General features: G+C 69.9%; 19 protein-coding genes. 13 read left to right on the top strand and 6 right to left on the bottom strand.

The window, feature by feature from the left end:
• Nucleotides 1-116 precede the first annotated feature (116 nt).
• Nucleotides 117-710: a TIGR03086 family metal-binding protein gene (locus tag AC0699_RS25085; protein WP_478664134.1), complete on the bottom strand. Its 594-nt coding sequence runs from the start codon at nucleotides 708-710 to the stop codon at nucleotides 117-119.
• A gap of 269 nt (nucleotides 711-979) precedes the next feature.
• Between AC0699_RS25085 and AC0699_RS25080 the strand changes: the two genes are divergently transcribed.
• The 5 genes from AC0699_RS25080 (at nucleotide 980) to AC0699_RS25060 (ending at nucleotide 3,835) form a co-directional block, all read left to right on the top strand.
• A complete protein-coding gene (locus tag AC0699_RS25080) occupies nucleotides 980-1,825 on the top strand; it encodes an NAD(P)H-binding protein (RefSeq protein WP_478664132.1) in 846 nt (281 codons plus the stop codon).
• A gap of 162 nt (nucleotides 1,826-1,987) precedes the next feature.
• On the top strand, nucleotides 1,988-2,230 hold the full coding sequence (locus AC0699_RS25075; protein ID WP_478664130.1) for a hypothetical protein: 243 nt from the start codon (nucleotides 1,988-1,990) through the stop codon (nucleotides 2,228-2,230).
• A gap of 224 nt (nucleotides 2,231-2,454) precedes the next feature.
• A complete protein-coding gene (locus AC0699_RS25070; RefSeq protein WP_478664129.1) occupies nucleotides 2,455-2,751 on the top strand; it encodes a GYD domain-containing protein in 297 nt (98 codons plus the stop codon).
• A 105-nt stretch (nucleotides 2,752-2,856) separates the two neighbouring features.
• Nucleotides 2,857-3,231 (top strand): hypothetical protein, encoded by a 375-nt coding sequence (locus tag AC0699_RS25065; protein WP_478664127.1) that lies wholly within the window; start codon nucleotides 2,857-2,859, stop codon nucleotides 3,229-3,231.
• A 130-nt stretch (nucleotides 3,232-3,361) separates the two neighbouring features.
• A complete protein-coding gene (locus AC0699_RS25060) occupies nucleotides 3,362-3,835 on the top strand; it encodes a VOC family protein (RefSeq protein WP_478664124.1) in 474 nt (157 codons plus the stop codon).
• An 89-nt stretch (nucleotides 3,836-3,924) separates the two neighbouring features.
• On the opposite strand, the gene AC0699_RS25055 is transcribed toward AC0699_RS25060, so the two are convergent.
• Entirely contained in the window at nucleotides 3,925-5,127 is a 1,203-nt protein-coding gene (locus AC0699_RS25055; protein ID WP_478664123.1) for a phospholipase D-like domain-containing protein, read from the bottom strand.
• A gap of 295 nt (nucleotides 5,128-5,422) precedes the next feature.
• On the opposite strand from AC0699_RS25055, the gene AC0699_RS25050 reads away from it, so the two are divergent.
• The gene (locus AC0699_RS25050) at nucleotides 5,423-6,196 is read left to right on the top strand and encodes a YqjF family protein (protein ID WP_478664122.1); all 774 of its coding nucleotides are present in this window, start codon (nucleotides 5,423-5,425) and stop codon (nucleotides 6,194-6,196) included.
• A gap of 131 nt (nucleotides 6,197-6,327) precedes the next feature.
• Here AC0699_RS25050 and AC0699_RS25045 read toward each other — a convergent pair whose 3' ends face one another.
• Nucleotides 6,328-7,308: a GlxA family transcriptional regulator gene (locus tag AC0699_RS25045; RefSeq protein ID WP_478664119.1), complete on the bottom strand. Its 981-nt coding sequence runs from the start codon at nucleotides 7,306-7,308 to the stop codon at nucleotides 6,328-6,330.
• 190 nt (nucleotides 7,309-7,498) lie between these two features.
• Here AC0699_RS25045 and AC0699_RS25040 point away from each other — a divergent pair, with 190 nt between their 5' ends.
• Nucleotides 7,499-8,170 (top strand): DJ-1/PfpI family protein, encoded by a 672-nt coding sequence (locus AC0699_RS25040; protein WP_478664118.1) that lies wholly within the window; start codon nucleotides 7,499-7,501, stop codon nucleotides 8,168-8,170.
• Between the two features lie 28 nt (nucleotides 8,171-8,198).
• Entirely contained in the window at nucleotides 8,199-8,537 is a 339-nt protein-coding gene (locus AC0699_RS25035; RefSeq protein WP_478664115.1) for a hypothetical protein, read from the top strand.
• On the opposite strand, the gene AC0699_RS25030 is transcribed toward AC0699_RS25035, so the two are convergent.
• The 3 genes from AC0699_RS25030 to AC0699_RS25020 form a co-directional block, all read right to left on the bottom strand.
• Complete coding sequence (locus AC0699_RS25030; protein ID WP_478664111.1) at nucleotides 8,500-9,063, bottom strand: HAD domain-containing protein; 564 nt, start codon at nucleotides 9,061-9,063, stop codon at nucleotides 8,500-8,502. The genes AC0699_RS25035 and AC0699_RS25030 overlap by 38 nt on opposite strands.
• Before the next feature lie 325 nt (nucleotides 9,064-9,388).
• On the bottom strand, nucleotides 9,389-10,534 hold the full coding sequence (locus tag AC0699_RS25025) for an MFS transporter (protein ID WP_478664150.1): 1,146 nt from the start codon (nucleotides 10,532-10,534) through the stop codon (nucleotides 9,389-9,391).
• A gap of 38 nt (nucleotides 10,535-10,572) precedes the next feature.
• A complete protein-coding gene (locus AC0699_RS25020) occupies nucleotides 10,573-11,139 on the bottom strand; it encodes a Chromate resistance protein ChrB (protein WP_478664107.1) in 567 nt (188 codons plus the stop codon).
• Nucleotides 11,140-11,488: 349 nt separating this feature from the next.
• Between AC0699_RS25020 and AC0699_RS25015 the strand changes: the two genes are divergently transcribed.
• The 5 genes from AC0699_RS25015 to AC0699_RS24995 all read left to right on the top strand — a co-directional run bounded on the left by AC0699_RS25015 (nucleotide 11,489) and on the right by AC0699_RS24995 (nucleotide 17,431).
• Nucleotides 11,489-13,489 carry a SpoIIE family protein phosphatase gene (locus AC0699_RS25015; RefSeq protein WP_478664105.1) on the top strand — a complete coding sequence of 667 codons (2,001 nt, stop codon included), beginning with the start codon at nucleotides 11,489-11,491 and terminating at the stop codon, nucleotides 13,487-13,489.
• Between the two features lie 267 nt (nucleotides 13,490-13,756).
• Nucleotides 13,757-14,470: a VC0807 family protein gene (locus tag AC0699_RS25010; RefSeq protein WP_478664102.1), complete on the top strand. Its 714-nt coding sequence runs from the start codon at nucleotides 13,757-13,759 to the stop codon at nucleotides 14,468-14,470.
• Between the two features lie 302 nt (nucleotides 14,471-14,772).
• Nucleotides 14,773-15,333 (top strand): GNAT family N-acetyltransferase, encoded by a 561-nt coding sequence (locus AC0699_RS25005; RefSeq protein WP_478664099.1) that lies wholly within the window; start codon nucleotides 14,773-14,775, stop codon nucleotides 15,331-15,333.
• 93 nt (nucleotides 15,334-15,426) lie between these two features.
• Nucleotides 15,427-15,813, top strand: a complete 387-nt coding sequence (locus tag AC0699_RS25000) for a hypothetical protein (protein ID WP_478664096.1) — start codon at nucleotides 15,427-15,429, stop codon at nucleotides 15,811-15,813.
• Nucleotides 15,814-16,066: 253 nt separating this feature from the next.
• Nucleotides 16,067-17,431 carry a vanadium-dependent haloperoxidase gene (locus AC0699_RS24995; RefSeq protein WP_478664094.1) on the top strand — a complete coding sequence of 455 codons (1,365 nt, stop codon included), beginning with the start codon at nucleotides 16,067-16,069 and terminating at the stop codon, nucleotides 17,429-17,431.
• Nucleotides 17,432-17,649: the final 218 nt, after the last annotated feature.

Here is a 17,649-nt window from a genome sequence, read left to right as displayed (position 1 = left end):
ACAGGAAAACCCACCGGGGCTTGAGGGGCAGCAAGCCCACCCAATCCCCCCCCCTTTTTCCCGCTTTCCCCGGGGGGGGGGGGGGGGGGGGGGGGGCCCCCCCCCCCCCCACACCGTCACGGGCGGCGGCCGTACCAGCCGACGAGCCGGTCGATGTCCCGGGCATCGCCGGGCACCTCCACGACCGGGCCGAAAGGCACCTGGCCGCCCCGCGGCTCGGCCGGTACGGCACGGTGCATGGCGGCCAGGGGCGCCGCGAGGACCTCAGGGTCCCATTCCGGGCTCTGGCCGGTGGCGGTGGCCATGTCCCAGGTGTGCAGGACGAACTCGTTGGTGTAGATCACCGCGGCCGCCGCACCGGGCACCGGGCCCCAGGGCAGGCCGATCTGCCGGCCGAGGACAGCGGGATCGGACCAGACGGCCTCGGCGTCCTTGGCGGCGGCGGCCCACGCGGCCGGCCACTCGCCGTCGGCCACGTCCTCGGCGAAGTGCGGAACGCTGAAGAAATCGCCACCGCCGCCGATCACGGCCACCCTGCGCAGGACGGAGACGAGGTGGTTGCAGAGGTCACGCACGGTGTACTCGGGACAGGGCGTGGACCCGTCGTACTGGTCGGGCCGTACCGCGGCGACGGTGCGTCCTGCGAGGTCGACGGCTTTGGTGAGGCCGAGACGCGGATCGCTCATGGCTTCGGTCTTCGCTTCAGTCATGGCTTCAGTGTTCAGGTCAAACCGGTCATCCTCCGGCCTGTTTACGGGGGAAGAGTGATCAGTCCTCAAAGCCGGACGCCATGACGCCGCCGGGAAGTCGCTTTCCTCTAGGTACCTACTATACGAAGGATGCTAGCGTCGCGAATCGCAGCAGAGGACACACCGGGCGCAGTGAACGCAGAGGACGAAAGCCCGACGACGTCCCGCAACAACAGCGCTGCCTCGACTGCAGGAATTGCCACGATGACCACCGGTTATGGGAGCTGTTCATGATCGTAGTTACGGGAGCGACCGGCAACGTAGGCCGACCGCTCATCGCGTCACTCGCCTCGGCCGGCGAACAGGTGACAGCCGTCTCACGGCGCCCACTGAGCTTCGAGGCCCCGCAGGGCGTACGACACCACCAGGCCGACCTGGCGGACCCCGAGAGCCTGCGGCCCGGGCTCGACGGGGCCGAAGCCCTGTTCATCCTCCTCGCCGGGCCACTCCTCGTGTCCGGCGGGAGCCCGAGCAAGCTGCTCGACGTCGCGGCGTCCAGTGGCGTGCGACGGGTCGTCCTGCTCTCCTCGCAGATCGTCGGGACACGGCCCGAGGTCCTCTCGCACGGCCGCCTCCGCGCATTCGAGGAGGCCGTCCAGGAGTCCGGCCTCGACTGGACGTTGCTGCGGCCGGGAGGCTTCGCCTCCAACGCGTTCGCCTGGGCCGAGTCGGTCCGCGCGGAACGGACCGTCGTCGCACCGTTCGGGGACATCGCGCTGCCGGTCGTCGACCCCGCCGACATCGCCGACGTCGTGGCCGTGACGCTGCGGGAACATGGCCACGCCGGCCGCACTTACGAACTGACCGGACCGGCGCCGATCTCCCCGCGCGGGCAGGCCGAGGCGCTCGGTGCCGCACTGGGCACTCCGGTGCAGTTCGCCGAACTCACCCGGGAGCAGGCGCGCTCCCACATGCTGCAGTTCATGCCCGAGACGGTCGTGGACGGGACTCTCGACATCCTGGGCGAGCCGCTGGCCACCGAGCAGAGGGTGAGCCCCGACGTCGAGCAGCTCCTCGGCCGCCCGCCCCGCACCTTCGGTGAGTGGGCGGAACGCAACATCGCAGCCTTCAAGTGACCTGACCTGACGGGACCTGACGTGACCGGAGGGGAATCCGCACGTCCTGCTTCCGCGCGGACCGTCCCTGCGCAGACCGTCTCTGCGCAGGCTGTCCGAGCGGAAGCAGGACACGGCCCAGTCGCTGGTGCGCCGTCACTTGCTGACGCGGCCAGAGCTCTCATGGACGCCGCACACAACACGCCCGCACCGGACCCTGAACAACTCAGCGCATGGCTGGCGACCGCAACCGTGGAGATGAGAGATGCGTTCGGCTGTCTTGCCGGCATGTGCGAGATGCTGCGTGATGCGGCACCGGAGAGCTTTCATGCCTCCCAACTGAACCAGTCAGCTGTTCAGCTGCGCCTGCTCGAACGAGTCTGGGGCCATATACAACGTGACAGCTCATGCCCCGGTGTGATGTGACGGCCTCGACAGCGTGATGTCGCATCGACCGCGCCACCCTCCCGCGTCGCCTGCTGCTCGTCTGCAGAACGGCCTGTACGGCCGTCGCCTCCCAGGCGAGGGCGCCGGCCGTCGGTGATCGCTCGTATCACCCGTTCTGATGCGCATCTCGAGCAGGGTTACGGCCATGATGTCCAGAATTGGCCCCACGAAGTGTTGTGTCTCCTCACAGGGGTGAAAGACGGATGCCGACGTATGTCACGCTGCTGAACTGGACCGATCAGGGGATCCGTGCCTACAAGGACACTGCGCAGCGCGCCGAGGCCTTCGCCGCAGCGGCGCAGAAACTCGGGGCGAAGCTCCTGAACATCTACTGGACCGTCGGTGCGTACGACCTCGTCGCCGTCGTCGAGGCGCCCGACGACGAGACCGCCACCGCGGCGCTCTTGCAGCTCGGTGGTGTGGGCAACGTCCGTACCACGACCCTGAGGGCCTTCGGCCGGGAGGAAATGGACCGCATCATCGCCAAGGCCACTGGCTGAGAACCGCGCCGACTGCGGCAGGCGGCCTCGACCGGCATGCCCCGGTCGACGAGTTCGCGGGCGCCCGGCCCCCGGCCGGCGCGCAGACGAATAGAATCGGCTTTCATGTCGAACGCTGACGAGCTGCTTGTTGACGTTGCCGCCATGGTGGAGTCCGAGCAGAGCAATCAGATGTCCATGACCGTGGTCACCGGCGGCGCTGTCATCACCGGACGGCTGGCTCCCGAAGCCGTGTGGAGGCAGCGTGTGGCCGAGGTCCTGAGGGACTCGGACCGCCTCGGCCCGTTCTCCGGTGTCTTCACCGCCGAGCGGACGCGGGACCGGCCCGACCGCGTGGGGCCGCCCACGCATCTGCACTTCCACGTCGCCCGGATCCTGCAAGGCAACATCGGGATCCCCGAGACGGGAGGGATGTACCGCGTCGCGATCAAGGACGTCAGCGGCTGGACCGTCGGCGATTTCAGCTACTCCGATCGCTGAGCCACCGTGGTGGTCAGGGCGGCGGGGCCGGGACAGCCGTGGGCGCTGCCTCAGGTAAGGACAGTCGCACGCTGAACCGGTGATGCACGGGACGCGAGATTCGCCGACGCCAAGAACGAAAGGCATCCGCATGGACCTGAAACTCGAAGTCATCGTGCTGCCCGTTTCCGACGTCGATCGGGCCAGGAGTTTCTACGAGGCGGCGGGATTCCGGATGGACATTGACCACGTCGCCAGTGAGGACTACCGGTGTGTGCAGTTCACGCCGCCCGGCTCCGAGGGCTCGATCATCTTCGGTAAGGGGGTCACCTCCGCCGTGCCCGGCTCGGTCCAGGGCCTGTACCTCATCGTCTTCGACATCGAGGAGGCCCGTGCAGAGCTCATCGGCCGCGGCATCGAGGTGAGCGAGGTGTTCCACGATGCCGGAGGGCTCTTCCACCACAGCCACGACGCCGGAGAGGTCGTCCATCCCGCCGGGGACGAGGGGCGGGTGGCCGGCCCGCACCCCGCCCGTGCCGACTACGGTTCCTACGCCACCTTCAGCGACCCGGACGGCAACGGCTGGGTGCTCCAGGAGGTCAAGAAGAGGGCCCCCGGCCGCTGACATCCGTCAGCTCCCCAGGGAGCGGCGGCCGTGACCAGCCTGACCGGCGCAAGGGGCGGACCCTGCCGGGCCCGCCCCTACGAGCCAGGTCAGCCGGTCAGGGTAGCCACGGAGCGCATGGCGAGGAAGTTGCTGCGGTAAGCGTCGTGGGTCGCGGCGCCCTCGACGCGCAGGAGGGCCTCGTCGTTCTCCCGCAGGGAGGAGACGTCGAGGTTGTGGGATCCGGTGAAGGTCCACTTGGTGTCCGGGTGCCCCGCGTAATTGCCCTCGACCAGAAGGTACTTGGAGTGGACGAAGAGGTCGTCCCCCTCGCTCGCGGGCGTGCCGTTGTCGAGATGGAGCTTGTACGGCTTGATCCGTGCATGGTTGCCGAGGGCCGTCAGCTCGTCGGTCTCGTTGTAGACGACCTCGACCCAGCAGTCCTGATCGGCCAGCGCCCTCAACTTGGTGGCCACCTCCTCGCGGTAGAAGGCGTAGGCGGCGACGCGGATGACCGTCTTGTGGGAGGCGGACCCGACCGTCGTATTACCCGTGCACGACACGTTGTTCAGCACGTCGACGATGAGGTCGCCGCTGCTCTGCGGGAAGAAGTAGTACTTCTCAGCCCCGGCGGTGGCTCCCTGCCGGAAGTAGTCCGCATTGCGGTTCTCGGCGGCGAGGTCGTTGAAGTACCCCGTGTACGCCGTGTAGAGCTCGGTGTTGCCCACAGACGTGTAGGCGTTGTTCCAGAACCGGGAGGTGTTCGCGGCGGTCTGGTTGGCGGATGTCTGGATCACCACGTCCTCGGCAACTCCCGGGTCGCCCACCCGGGAGAAGAGGAAGAACTTGTTGTGGTTGATGTGGTTCTTGGCGGCGTTGAACGTCGCGTCGGCGATGCACGCGCGGTCCGCGGGACAGATGTGCACCCAGGACGCCTGGGTCATGTCCGTACCAAGGGCGGACGTGAGCTGTGTCGCGGCCGTGGAGGTGGAGTAGGAGTGGTCCAGGACGACACGCACCTGAACCCCACGCTGGTGCGCGCGTCCGAGCGCGTCGCTGTACCCGGTGTCGGTCAGGGCGTACATGGCGGCGCGCAGCGTACGGCCGCTCTGGGTGTCGTCGATCGCCTTGATGATGTGGTTCTTGACCGCATCCTGTTCAGCGGGGGTTCCGAGGGGGTCGTTGAAGACTGCGCCCGTGGTGAGTGCGGGCCCTGTGTCCGCCGCCAACGCGGTGGAGGACGGGACCAGAAGCGCAGCCAGAAGGGACCCTGTGAACAGGGCCATCGCCCATATACGTCTGATGTCTCTCACTCCTCGACACTGATCATTTCCTGCTGTGAGCAGGTGCACGATAGCCCGTGCCGTTGGCCCCGCCGCCACGGGTCCCGGCAGAATCATTTCGGGCCCAGGTGACTCGGATCTGGGCTACGGCACTTGCCCCGGCCACACGAGCGTGCCCGTCCCGTCCCGGCCTGAGCCTCGCCGCACCGAGAGGCCGGCCAACCGTCGCTCCAAGACGGCGCATTCGCCCGCTCACCGGCGAGGAGCGGTGCGGTCGGAGGGGGGCGGGGCCCTGCTGCAATGGTGGCTCTGGAATCCTTGCCCCGTGCCCCTCACACCACTCGCCCCGGAACCGGAGCCCATAACGGCTGATCCGCCCCACTCCGCAGCAAGCCCTCTGCTCACCCAGTCCTGGCTCGACCTGGCCTTCATCCACTGGGCCGTCGACCCTGCCGACGTCGCTCCACTGCTGCCGACCGGGACCGTCCCGGACACCCTGAACGGGGCGACGTACGCCGGCCTCGTCGCCTTCCGGATGCACCGCGTCGGATGGTTCCGCCTCCCCGGCGTCCCCTACCTGGGCACGTTTCCCGAGACCAACGTCCGCCTCTACTCGGTGGACGCGCACGGGCGCCGCGGCGTGGTCTTCCGCTCGCTCGACGCCTCCCGCCTCATACCGGTGGCGGTCGGGCGAGCCGCCTTCCGGCTCCCGTACCTCTGGTCGCGGATGGCCATCCGCTACGACGGCACCACCATCACGTACACCAGCACCCGACGCTGGCCCGGACCCCGGGGCGCGCACAGCAGGATCGCCGTACGGGTCGGCGAACGCGTCCAGGACCCCACCGAGCTCGAACACTTCCTGACCGCCCGCTGGGGCATGCACAGCGCCTTCTTCGGCCGGCCGTTGTACCTCCCGAACACCCACCCGCGCTGGCCGCTGCACCGCGCCGACCTCCTCGAGTGCGACGAGGACCTCGTGGCCGCGGCAGGACTGCCCCAGCCGCTCGGGGAACCCGTGAGTGTGCTGTACTCGCCGGGAGTCCCGGTGGAATTCGGGCGCCCGGCCCGCCGCCCCGGCGGCATCCCCACCCCCTGACGAGGAACCGCGGTAGTCCTTGTCGGCTCGCCACAGAGCCCTGACCTGGTTGGACAGGGCCGGCTGCGAGATGCAGGAGCTCCGCGGCGCGCGCCGGGTCGACCGCGGCACTGCCCGCCGTGCCGTTGCGGTTACGCGTTCGCCGGTGCGGCGAGTGGCTGCGGGGACCGGCGAGCGTTGAAGGCGGAGCGGTACGCCTGCGGGGTGGTGCCCACGACTCGGCGGAAGCGTTCCCGAAAGGCTGTCGCTGATCCGAATCCGGCCTGGTGGGCGATGCGTTCGATGGGATGGTCGCTGTTCTCCAGGAGGTATTGCGCACGCCGTACGCGGGCCCGCAGCAGCCACTGCAGAGGCGTGGTGCCCATCTGTTCGCGGAAGCGGCGGCTGAACGTGCGACCGCTCATTCCCGAGCGTGCGGCCATGGCGTCCAGGGTCAGCTCATGGGCGAGGTTGTCCTCGATCCAGTCCAGCACCGGCTGCAGAACGGAGCCCTTCGGAACGGGCGGCTGCTCGTGGACGATGAACTGGGCTTGGCCGCCCTCGCGTTCCAGCGGCATGACCGACATACGTGCGGTGTCTGCGGCGACGGCGGAGCCGAGGTCGCGGCGGATCATGTGCAGGCACAGGTCCAGGCTCGCGGCGGCACCGGCCGAGGTGAGGATCTGCCCGTTGTCGACGTAGAGCACATCGGGCTGTACGTCGACGAGCGGGAACTGCTTCGCCAACAGGTCGGTGGCGATCCAGTGCGTGGTCGCGCGCAGGCCGTCCAGCAAGCCGCTCGCGGCCAGGATGAAGGCGCCCGAGCACACCGAGGCGATACGGGTCCCGGACGCAGCAGCGGTGCGCAGCGCCTCGAGGACCTCTTCGGACGGGGGCGGTGCCTGCTCCGAGCAGCCCGGCACGATGATCGTGTCCGCCTCCGCGAGCGCCTCGAGCCCCCACGGGGCGCGCAGAGCGAACGCCTCGGTGGCCACCTCGGGCCGAGGGGAACAGACACGGACCCGGTAGGGGCGGCGCCCGTCGGGGAGCCGCGTGCGCCCGAACACCTCGATCGGCGTGGCCATGTCGAACGCCACCACGTGGTCCAGAGCCAGCACTGCCACCGTATGCATGACTCACACGATAGCCGGGTTCCCGCCAGCCGAATCATCCCCTCCACACCGGTCCGGTTTCACGAAGGCACAGGTCAGAATGGTTGGCGAGAATCTGTTGAAGACTGTCATTAATGCCTCTGGGGTGATGCTTGATCCGCCACCTAGCGTTGGCGCGGCAATGCCGAGTGCGACGGAAGAGAGAGTGCCGATGCTCGCCCAATGTGTGCTGTTCGACGGCTTCGACCCGCTGGATGTCATCGCGCCCTACGAGGTGCTTCACGCCGCAGGGATGCTCACGAAGGGGACCGTGCAGGTGGAGCTCGTCTCCGCCGAGGGGCCGCGCGACGTGCTCAGCGGCCTTCCGCCGCTGAGCCTGAAGGCCACCGCCCAACTGGACCCCGAACGGGCCGACATCATCGTCCTTCCAGGCGCCGTCGGCGACGTACGCGACCCCGCAGAGCTGAGCGAGGAAGAACAGCGGAACACCATCCCGGTGATACTCGGCCGCACCCTGGAAACGGATCTGCGCCGCCTGGCCAAGCAGGCGCTCGAGCGCGAGGACACCCTCGTCGCGGCCGTATGCGGCGGCTCGCTGATCCTCGCCATGGCCGGACTCATCGAGGGCCGCCCCGCCTCCACCCACCACCTGGGGCTCGACGTGCTCGGCGCCACCGGCACCCGCGCCGTCGACGCCCGCGTCGTCGACGACGGAGACCTGATCACCGGCGGCGGCGTCACCTCCGGGCTGGACGTCGCCCTGTACCTCGTCGAACGCGAGATCGGCCCCCAGATCGCGCGCGCCGTGGAGAAGCTCTTCGCCTACGAGCGCCGCGGCACCGTCTGGTCGCCGCGCGGCGCCGCACCTGCACTCACCATCTGACCTCCCCCCTCACGAAAGATCCCGCACTATGTCTGCCGAAGGCATCTGGAACCTGACCATCGACACCCCGCTGGGCAAGCAACAGGCCCGCGTGCGACTCGCCGCGCAACCCGACGGCACCTGGAACGGCACGGCCACGGACCTCAAGTCCGGGGAGGAGATGCCGTTGACCCACATCAGCGTCGACGGCGACAAGGTGAGCTACCGTCAGTCCATCACACGGCCCATGCGCCTCCATCTCGTCTTCCATGTGAGCGTCGACGGTGACCAGCTCAGCGGCCAGGCCAAGGCCGGGCGACTGCCCAGCAGCAAGGTGAGCGGCGTGCGCGCTACGTACGCGGAACCGGAGCCCGGCACGCTGCGATGAGGGAGCCTCCGCGCAGCCAGTCGTCGAGGAGTCCGAAGTCCGCGTCGTTGAGGCCCTGGCGGGGATCGACGCGGTGGAGCAGGGCGCGCTCGCCATGGCGAGCGGATATCCAGGCCCGATCCGCGTCAGTGATCTCGTCATCGACCCAGGCGAACGCGCGCCCGGCCGCCCAACCGAGGATCGCGCGGGTCTTCCAGTGCAGTCCCGCGCGCTGATCACGCTCGTCGTCGTCGGACGGCTCCGGCCAAGTCACCACGGGCAGGTCGGGCAGCCCGAGTCGTGGCGCGATGTACTCGTTCGCGTCGGCCATCCACGTCGTCGCCCAGACCAGGTCGCACGGAAGCGCCGCCAGTCTGGGCCCGTGCCCGGGGTTGATCCTTTCCAGCAGCGGGTTCGAGCCGGCTCCTGACGGTTCGAGGCCCGTTGGGTACGTCGGGTGCGCGCCGGCGTGACGGCCCGGCGCCGCGCCGAACGGGATGAGCGGTCCATCGACGTCGAGGAAGAGGAGAGGCAGTGGTGACTCCATCAGGTCAATGATGCCGCCATGCCGCCGGCGAACGCGAGACGTGCAAGTGGTGTGTGGCGACCGGCTCCAGCGGAGGATGACGCATTGCGCATGAGCGCACCGGCATTCGCTGACAGGTGCCCGGCAGCTCACTGTGGCCGCTCGCGTCTGCGGCAACTTCGGAATCTGCCCGAACGGGCTCGACCTCGGACGGGCCGGTCGTCGGCGGACACCTCCTCGGCTTCGAGCACGCGTAGGCCGGTGAGGGCCACTGCCCAGGCTGGCCGGCCAGGTGCGCGGAGGGCGTTTCTGAGGACCGCCGAGTGGGATTCCGCACCGCTGATGCCTACGGTCGCGCGGGGGCGGTGCGGCGGTATGCGGCCAGGGTGAGGAGCGGACCGATCGCCAGCAGTGCGGCGAGGACGGCGAATCCGTAGGTGAGGGTGGATGCCGTGGCGACGGCGGCGACCAGCAGAGGGCCTCCGGCGTCGCCGAGTTCGCGGCCGAGTTCGGCGGATCCCATGGTCTGGCCGAGCCGTTCCTCAGGGGTGGAGGCGGCGAGGGCGGCGAAGCCGAGTGGGGTGATCAGGCCGGTTCCGGCGCCGATCAGGGCCGCGCCCATCAGGACGCCGAGGAGACCGGGGAGCATGGCGCAGCAGAGACCTGCGGCGGTGACGGCGAGTCCGGCCGCCAGGCCGGTGCGCGTGGTGAGGCGACCGGCGTCCAGGGCCCGCCCTGCGTGTGGCTGGGCGAAGGCAGCGCAGGCGGCGAGGACCGAGACGGCTGCACCGGTGGCAACCGTGCCGAGCCCGGCGGTGGCTCCCGAGACGGGCAGGAAGCCGACACCGACGGAGAGCGCGGCGGTCGCGCCCGCAAGGGCCGCAGTGGGGGCGAGGAAGGCGCGGGAGGTGAGCCGGCGCACCAGGTCGAGCACGGTCTGCCGGGGCTTGGGCAGCGGCGCCAGGGCGGGGACGGCCGCCACGGCCCAGGCAGCGACGGCCGTGGCCAGGACAGCCATGACGGCGAAGAGGAGGCGCAGTCCGCCGGCCCAGACCAGTACGCCGCCCAGGAGCGGGCCCAGGGTGTAGCCGAGGGACTTGTAGAAGCCGTAACTGCCGAACGCCCGGCCGTGTTTGGCGGCCGGATTGAGCCGGGCGACCAGCGCGGAGGCCGAGGGCGAGAACGCCGAGGCGGCCGCGCCCTGACCGAGGCGTGCCGCCCACAGCCAGCCGGGGCTGTCCGCGACTGCATACAGCGCGGAGGCGGCGGCGAAGGCGACCAGCCCGCCGAGCAGCACGGGCTTGGCGCCGATCTTGTCGGCGAGCGTGCCGAAGAGCGGCTTGAGGAGCACCTCGGCGCCGTCGTACAGGGCGAGCAGCCCGCCCAGGACCAGCAGGGAGGTCACTGCATCCTCGGAGAAGCCGCCGAGGTTGGCCGCGATGCCGTGTGCGCCGAATGCGGTGGTGAACCCGGCCGCGTACAGCGGCCACATCGTCCCGCCTCGTCCGGCGCCGGTGGTGCCGTCGGCGGTCATTCGCCCGCCCCCTCACTCTGGTGCAGGGCGGCGAAGACCTGCTCCGCGTAGTCCTCGCAGACGGCCGTGCACTCCTTGAGGCGTTCGCCGGCCCGGGCCGCCTCGGGTGCGCCGAAGACGTCGCGGGCCATCAGGTCACGGTGCCAACGCCGCAGCCGCTCCAGGCTCTGCTCCTCTTCCTCCAGCTCGGCCAGCGTGAACTTGGCGATCCGGATCTCCTTGGCGATCTCAGCCTCGAACTTGGCGCAGTCCGCGAGGAATTCGGCCCAGTCCTCCGAGCGCGCGGCGGTGAACATCGTCTCGAAGCGGGCAGCGTCCTCGGGCCCACGACCGGACGCCTGCAGCGTCACGACCTGCCCCTCGGCCCGCTCCGTCAGCTCGATCGCCCGGCGGACACCGTCGGCGAAGACCGGCACGTCCGGCACAGCCCACACTCCCTGGCCCAGCGAGAGCGCGCCGACCTTGCGCAGCTCACGCCAGACTGCCACCCGGTGCCGCGAAGGGCCGGCGGGCAGCTTGATGACGAGGACAACCCACCGTATCCCTGCTCCACTGCCTGTCACGCTGTCGAATGTAGCAGGCGTTACAACCACTGCCGCTGCCGGGTGGGCGTGGATCAAGCTGATCGTCGCCCTCGTCGCCACCACCGTCGCGGCCGACGGCGGTGGCGGCGAGCACGGCCGGTGCCGACCGTCCCACCGCGTGATGGAGGCCGGGCGTCGTGGCGATACACAGTCGCCTCGATGTCCGCACAATGGATGACGAGAGCCTCGCTGCGTCCGGGCGTCCCGTGGCCGGGCTCAGGCATTGCGGCCCTCGGGTGGAAGGGGATAGTCGGTGCCATCAGATCGGCCGGGGGGCGAGAAGGCTCCGGGTCCGTTCTGGTCCGAGCCGGGGCCGATGCTGGAACGCGTGCCCGTTGCGGTCCTCGGCATCGACGAGGACGACCGGATCTGCTACTGGGGGCCCGGCGCACAGGACCTGTTCGGGCACGACCCCGCGGCGGTGCTGTCCAAACCCGTCGGCATCCTCCTTTCGGAACCACAGGGCGGCGCCGACGCATCGATCCGGCTGGCGGAGCGGGGCCGCACCCTGGGGTACTGGCGCGGTCGACTGCGGGCACGGCATCGGGACGGCGCGGCCTTCGACTGCGGTTTCCGGGTCTTTCCCATGACCGGGCCCGACGGAGCGTCCGTGGTCATGGCCCTGGCCAGCCGAAGTGACGCGCTCGACCGGGTGAAGACCAATCTGGCGTTCCTCGATTCGCTTTTCGAGACCTGCCCCATCGGCTTGTTCATGCTCGACGAGGACTTGCACTACGTCCACGTCAACCAGGCGCTCGCCGACATGGACGGACTCCCCATCGAGGAGCACGTCGGACGGCACATGGAAGACATCATGATCACGTCCGATGGAGGTGAGTTCCAGCGGATGCTGCGAGGAGTCGCCGAGGAGGGGCGGCCCGTGGTGGGCGCTCTGGTGGGTGTGCGCACGCCAGGTCACCCGGACCGTGATCAGGTGCGGTCCGTGAGCTTCTTCCCTCTCAGCCAGGCGGTCAGCAGCCGGCCCGGACTGGGCGGGCTGATGGTCGACGTGACCGACCGGGAGGAGGCGATCATGGAGGTGACCGCGGGACGTCAGCGGCTGGCTCTGCTGAACCGGGCCGCGGCCTCGATCGGCACCACCCTGGACATGGACGTCACCGCCCAGGAACTGGTCGACGCCGCGGTTCCCGACTTCTCCGACGCCTCTGTCGTGGAAGTCGTGGAGTGGATGGACGAGTCCGCGGAGTTCGATCCGGACCTGCCGCTGTTCACCCGCCGGATCGCCTCCGGCACGATCCTGCCCCCACCCGCCACTGAACTCGTGAGCGGACTGGAAAGCGTGACCTACCCGCCCGGTTCCGCGATCCATCAGATGCTGCGAACGGGCCGCGTCGTCCGCGTCCTGGTGAACGACGATTTCGTGACCCGGACCGTCATCCACCAGGCCCGCGCCCAGCTGCTGAGAGACAGCGGCCTGACCTGCATCCTCATCGCCCCGCTCATCGCCCGCGGGACGGTCCAGGGCCTCGCCATGTTCGGACGCTCCGCAGCCAGGCCCGTCTTCACCGACGAGGACCACGGCCTGGCCGGTGAGCTCGCCTCCCGCGCCGCGCTCTGCCTGGACAACGCCCGTCTCTACAGCCGAGTCCAGGACATCGCGCTCACCCTCCAGCGCGCGCTCCTCCCCAGCGCCCTGGCGACCAGCCCCTACGTGCAGGTTGCCCACCGCTACGTACCCGGCAGCCGCATCACCGAGGTGGGCGGCGACTGGTACGACGTGATCAACTTGTCCGGCGACCGGGTCGCCCTGGTCGTCGGTGACGTGATGGGACACGGGGTGCCGGCCGCCGCGGCCATGGGACGACTGCGCATCACGGCCAAGACGATTGCCCGGCACAGCCAGGAACCCGACGATCTGCTCGCCGAGCTCGACGCCTGTGCCCAGGAGGCGGGAATCGAGATGGCGACCTGCCTCTACATCCTCTACGACCCCGCCACCGGGCGCGCCCGCATCGCCAGCGCCGGGCACCCCCCGCCCCTGGTGCGCCACCCGGACGGCACGGTCGAGACGATCAGCGACGTCCTCGGCATCCCTCTCGGGGTCGGCGGTCACGCCTTCAGAACGATCGAGATCGACCTCCCTGAGGACGCCGTACTCGCCCTCTACACCGACGGCCTCATCGAGGCACGCGGCCGGGACCTCGAAGCGGGCCTGGACGCAGTGCGCGATGAACTCCGCCGGGAGTCCGACCAGCTGGAGGCGACGGCGGACCGCATTCTCTCGAGCCTGCTGCCCGATCCACCGAACGACGACACCGTGCTGGTCCTCGCCCGAGTCCGCCGCAGTTCTTCTCCGTACAGCCCGTAGTTCGCCGGCGGGCGACGTGCGACTCCTGTCGAGCCGGGCGGAGCGGCGCAGGTTCCGCCTGTCCGACCGTCCCAGCTGACGTCCTGCCAGGTCCCACCGGCGTGATCCACAAGAGCGGCCGTGGTCCCGTCCTGTCCCGTCCTGTCCGGGGAACCATGGATTCCGGACAGCTTGGTGATCATTTGAGGTGTGGGGCCCTTGGCTGGGCCGCGCGGTGCCCCTAGCGTCCCTTTGACCGCAATCATCAGGCACTTCTCAGGGAGAAGCATGTCCACCGCCCCGGCGCGCCCGGCGCCGCCCGCCCGTTCCGGATCCGCCGCCGCACTCGGCTGGATCCTGACCATCGGCCTCAACGTCGTTGCGCCGATCCTCACGTACAACGCGCTCGTCGACCATGGTTGGAGCGAGTTCTCGGCACTGCTGGTCAGCGGAGCATGGCCCGTCCTCGACAGCGCCGTCCACGTGGCCTGGCGCCGCAAGCTCGACGAGTTCGCCGTCGTCACGCTGGTCTTCCTGGTGATCACGGCCGTGGTCTCGCTGGTCGGAGCGCACTCCGCCCGCGCCCTGCTGATCAAGGACTCCGCCGTGACCGGGCTGTTCGGGCTGCTCTGCCTTGCCACTTTGCTCGCCTCACGGCCGCTGATGTTCTACTTCGGCCGCAAGTTCGCCACCGATGGCACTTCGGAGAGCACTGCCTGGTGGAACGGTCTGTGGCAGTACGAGGGCTTCCGCCGGACCATGAACGTGATGACCACGGTCTGGGGCGTGGCGTACCTCGCTGAGGCGGGGGCGCGGATCGTGCTGGCGTACGTCCTGCCCACCAGCACCATGGTGGTGGTCAGCCCCGTGATGATCTACGGGGTGCTCGGCCTGCTCGGCGTGTGGACCGCCTTGTACGCCAAGCGCTCACAGGCCGCGGGCGAGCGCCGGGCGGCCGACGCCGCCGCTGAGGCGGCTGCCGCTCACGCCGCGACTCCTTGAGCCCAAACCCTGTAGCCCGGCGGGCAGCCCGCGTACCGGGCCACCGGTCTCCTGCCCGTCGGGACCTCGTCGGCAGCAGCCTGACCAGTGAACGCGACGGGCAGGGGCTGTACCGATCGACCCGCTGCGCCGAAGCGGGAACGCCGGATTCGCCCCCGGACCGCCGGCGACATCGGACCCCCGGAGTGCCGTGCTGCGGCAGATGCCCGTGACGCCGCCTGCGACGCCGCCCGTGAAGCCGCCCGTGAGAAGATCCTTCGCAGCACGCGCGCTGGTTTCGGTCGTGGAAACGGAAGGTGACGATGTACGCGATATCCCTGGGCGACGACGGTGCCGAGCTGCGACCGCTCGAGCCGTGGCGAGCCGAGGAGTTCCTGACCCACGTGGACCGGGGGCGGGAGTTCATCGGGCGGTACAACGCGCTGCCCGACGCCGTCACGGACCTCGAGTCGAGCCGGGCGTTCCTCCAGGCGTACGCGGAGAAGGCGGCAGCCGACGCCGGGCGGCTCCACGGCATCTGGACGGACGGCAAGCTGGTCGGCGCGGTCCTCTTCCGGAGGATGGACGTCGAGCAGGGCACTGCCGAGGCGGGCTGCTGGCTGGAGCCGTCGGCGGTCGGGAAGGGTCTGGTGACCCGGGCCGTGCGTGTGATCATCGATTGGGCCGTTGAGGAGCGGGGCATCCACCGCGTGGAGTGGTGGGTCTCGGCGGGGAACGAGCCCAGCATCGCCGTGGCCCGGCGGCTGGGGATGACGAGAGACGGCGTGCTGCGGGAGAGCTACCTGTACCGGGGGAAGCGGCACGACGAGGAAGTCTGGTCGGTGCTTGCGCCGGAGTGGCGGGCGGGCAAGCAGGCGTCTTGAGCCCCAGCAATCCCCCGCACCACTTCGGGCGGAGCCGACGCTGGGGCCTGGGCCGTTGGTCGCGGGTGTGTACGCGTATGGAACAGTGACCGGATGCTCCTGCTCCCCGAGAACACTCTGTTCGTACCTGGTGCTACGCCCGCCCTCCTGCTGGCCGGCGCGCCGGTCCACGACGAGCTGCCCGCACTGCGCGCATCCGGTGGGACGGTGCCGCAATGCGAGGGCTGGGGCATCGGCGCCATGCTCACGCTGTGCGTGGTGGACGGACCGGGCGATGCGGGGTGCGTCGTTCCCGCCCTCGGCGCCCCCGTGCTCGGAGGCTCCGGGGACCCGGACGACATGGCGCGCTGGTGTTCCGACGTCACACAGGCCGGCGGCGCAGTCGTACTCTCCCTCCCGGAGCTCCCGGCAGTCCTCGACTGGGAACATCTGCTGACCAGCGGCATGTCCCGCGGCGGCTTCATGCCCGCCCTGGGTTGAACACAGGCCCACAAGAGCTGCATCCGGGGCCCAGCAGGGCATTAGCCCGCGAGGCTCGCGAGGCCCGCAGAGGTGCCCGAGCCGCCGCAGGGCACCCCTTCGGCAGCCGATCACCGGTCTTGTGGTCGTCGGGGGCAAGGACCACGGAGAGGCGCGTGCGCCCGGCGCACCCGGCTTCCGTACGCACTCCGGCGCACCTGTTCCCGTCGGTGAAACGGGGTGCCCGTTCACACGTCGGGCCGTTAGTTCGGTTATGGATACATCTGGTTCGGGCGGACGGGCCATCGTCCGCGCTGTCGCATCATTCCTGCTCCTGGCCGCCACGGTCGTGGCCGGTCCCACCGCCACTGCCACCGACAGCAGCCACCCGTCGCCATCGGCGGACCCCGCGGCGATCCGCGAGTGGAACGCCATCGCCACCGACACCATCTCCACCAACCTCGGCGCCACCCGCCCCTCCGGGCAAGCCGTCATCTGGCACGGGTTCGTCTCGGCCGCCGTCTACAACGCCGTGGTCGGTATCGAGGGGCGCTACGCCCCGTACAAGTGGCATGCGCACGGGCCCTCCACCGCATCCCCCGAGGCAGCGGCCGTGACCGCTGCGCACCACGTACTGCTCACCTACTTCCCCGCCTCCCGGGCCCCGCTCGATGCCGCGTACGCCGATTCACTCGCCAGGATCCCCGAGGGCAGGGCGAAGCGGCAGGGCGTGGCCTTCGGGGAACGCGCCGCCGACCATCTCATCGAACTGCGCGAAGGGGACGGCCGGTTCGCACCGGTGGAGTTCACCGCTTCGCCCGCGCCCGGCGTCTGGCGGCCCACCCCGCCCGGCCACATGCCCTTCATCGACACCTGGCTCGGCAAGCTCCGCCCGCTGGTGCTCAATTCCCCGGATCAGTTCCGTCCGGACGAGCCGCCCGCTCTTTCCTCGGCTCGCTACGCCGAGGACGTGAACGAGGTGAAGACCATGGGGGCGAAGAGCGGCTCGTCCCGCACTGCCCTGCAGACCGAAACCGCCCTGTTCTTCGGGGGCGGTCTCGTGGTGCAGCTCCAAGAGGCGTTCCGGGACTACACCGCCCGGCACCATCTGGGCATCGCCGAGACAGCGCGGTTGTTCGTCGCAGGGAACGCGTCGGCGACCGACGCCGTCGTCGCCGCTTGGGACGCCAAGCTCCACTACGGATTCTGGCGGCCGATCACGGCTGTTCAGCTGGCCGACACGGACGGCAACCCCGCGACCGAAGCCGACCCGCAGTGGCAGCCGTTGCTCGTCACACCACCGCACCCCGACTACATCAGCGGCCACGCCGCCGTCGCCGGCGCCGTGACCCAGACCCTGACCGGGATCCTCGGGACCACACGCCTCGACCTCAACGTCCACTCCGAGATCACCGGCACCACACGGCACTACGAATACGCCGACCAGTTCAACGAGGACATGATCAACGCCCGCGTCTGGTCCGGAATCCACTCCCGCACGGCCGACACCGCCGGCTGCCGGGCCGGCAACCGCATCGGCGTCTGGACACTTGCCCACTACTTCCAACCGCTGGGCCCACCACGCCCGCAAGCCACGCAGCCGTTCCAGCCGACCTGCCCAGACGACAGCGCGAACTGATGAAGCCCGGCTCGATGCACCTGCGCTTCTGGGGCGCCCGGTGGTCCGGGTCACCCGCAGGCGACCCATGACCTGCGCGATGACGTGTCCGTCGTCCCCGACCGTCCGTCCGGCGCCGCGTGGGGCCCGTCGGTGGGCAGACGACGACCCGGCCGGGGGGGGGGGGGGGGGGGGGGTGGGTGTCGGTGGGATGGGGAACCTGAGGTTGGGGTGTGGGG

The sequence above is a fragment of the Streptomyces sp. NPDC043870 genome (assembly GCF_056435785.1).
The sequence above is the reverse complement of the archived record's forward strand: the minus strand, read 5'-3'. Positions and strand labels throughout refer to the sequence as shown.

Coding starts and splice junctions, on each gene's coding strand:
- AC0699_RS25030 (WP_478664111.1), bottom strand. CDS start 9,063: ATGGAGTCACCACTGCCTCTCCTCTTCCTCGACGTCGATGGACCGCTC.
- AC0699_RS25045 (WP_478664119.1), bottom strand. CDS start 7,308: ATGCATACGGTGGCAGTGCTGGCTCTGGACCACGTGGTGGCGTTCGAC.
- AC0699_RS25060 (WP_478664124.1), top strand. CDS start 3,362: ATGGACCTGAAACTCGAAGTCATCGTGCTGCCCGTTTCCGACGTCGAT.
- AC0699_RS25010 (WP_478664102.1), top strand. CDS start 13,757: ATGTCCACCGCCCCGGCGCGCCCGGCGCCGCCCGCCCGTTCCGGATCC.
- AC0699_RS25080 (WP_478664132.1), top strand. CDS start 980: ATGATCGTAGTTACGGGAGCGACCGGCAACGTAGGCCGACCGCTCATC.
- AC0699_RS25005 (WP_478664099.1), top strand. CDS start 14,773: ATGTACGCGATATCCCTGGGCGACGACGGTGCCGAGCTGCGACCGCTC.
- AC0699_RS25000 (WP_478664096.1), top strand. CDS start 15,427: ATGCTCCTGCTCCCCGAGAACACTCTGTTCGTACCTGGTGCTACGCCC.
- AC0699_RS25085 (WP_478664134.1), bottom strand. CDS start 710: ATGACTGAAGCGAAGACCGAAGCCATGAGCGATCCGCGTCTCGGCCTC.
- AC0699_RS25070 (WP_478664129.1), top strand. CDS start 2,455: ATGCCGACGTATGTCACGCTGCTGAACTGGACCGATCAGGGGATCCGT.
- AC0699_RS25065 (WP_478664127.1), top strand. CDS start 2,857: ATGTCGAACGCTGACGAGCTGCTTGTTGACGTTGCCGCCATGGTGGAG.
- AC0699_RS24995 (WP_478664094.1), top strand. CDS start 16,067: ATGGATACATCTGGTTCGGGCGGACGGGCCATCGTCCGCGCTGTCGCA.
- AC0699_RS25040 (WP_478664118.1), top strand. CDS start 7,499: ATGCTCGCCCAATGTGTGCTGTTCGACGGCTTCGACCCGCTGGATGTC.
- AC0699_RS25025 (WP_478664150.1), bottom strand. CDS start 10,534: ATGTGGCCGCTGTACGCGGCCGGGTTCACCACCGCATTCGGCGCACAC.
- AC0699_RS25075 (WP_478664130.1), top strand. CDS start 1,988: ATGGACGCCGCACACAACACGCCCGCACCGGACCCTGAACAACTCAGC.
- AC0699_RS25035 (WP_478664115.1), top strand. CDS start 8,199: ATGTCTGCCGAAGGCATCTGGAACCTGACCATCGACACCCCGCTGGGC.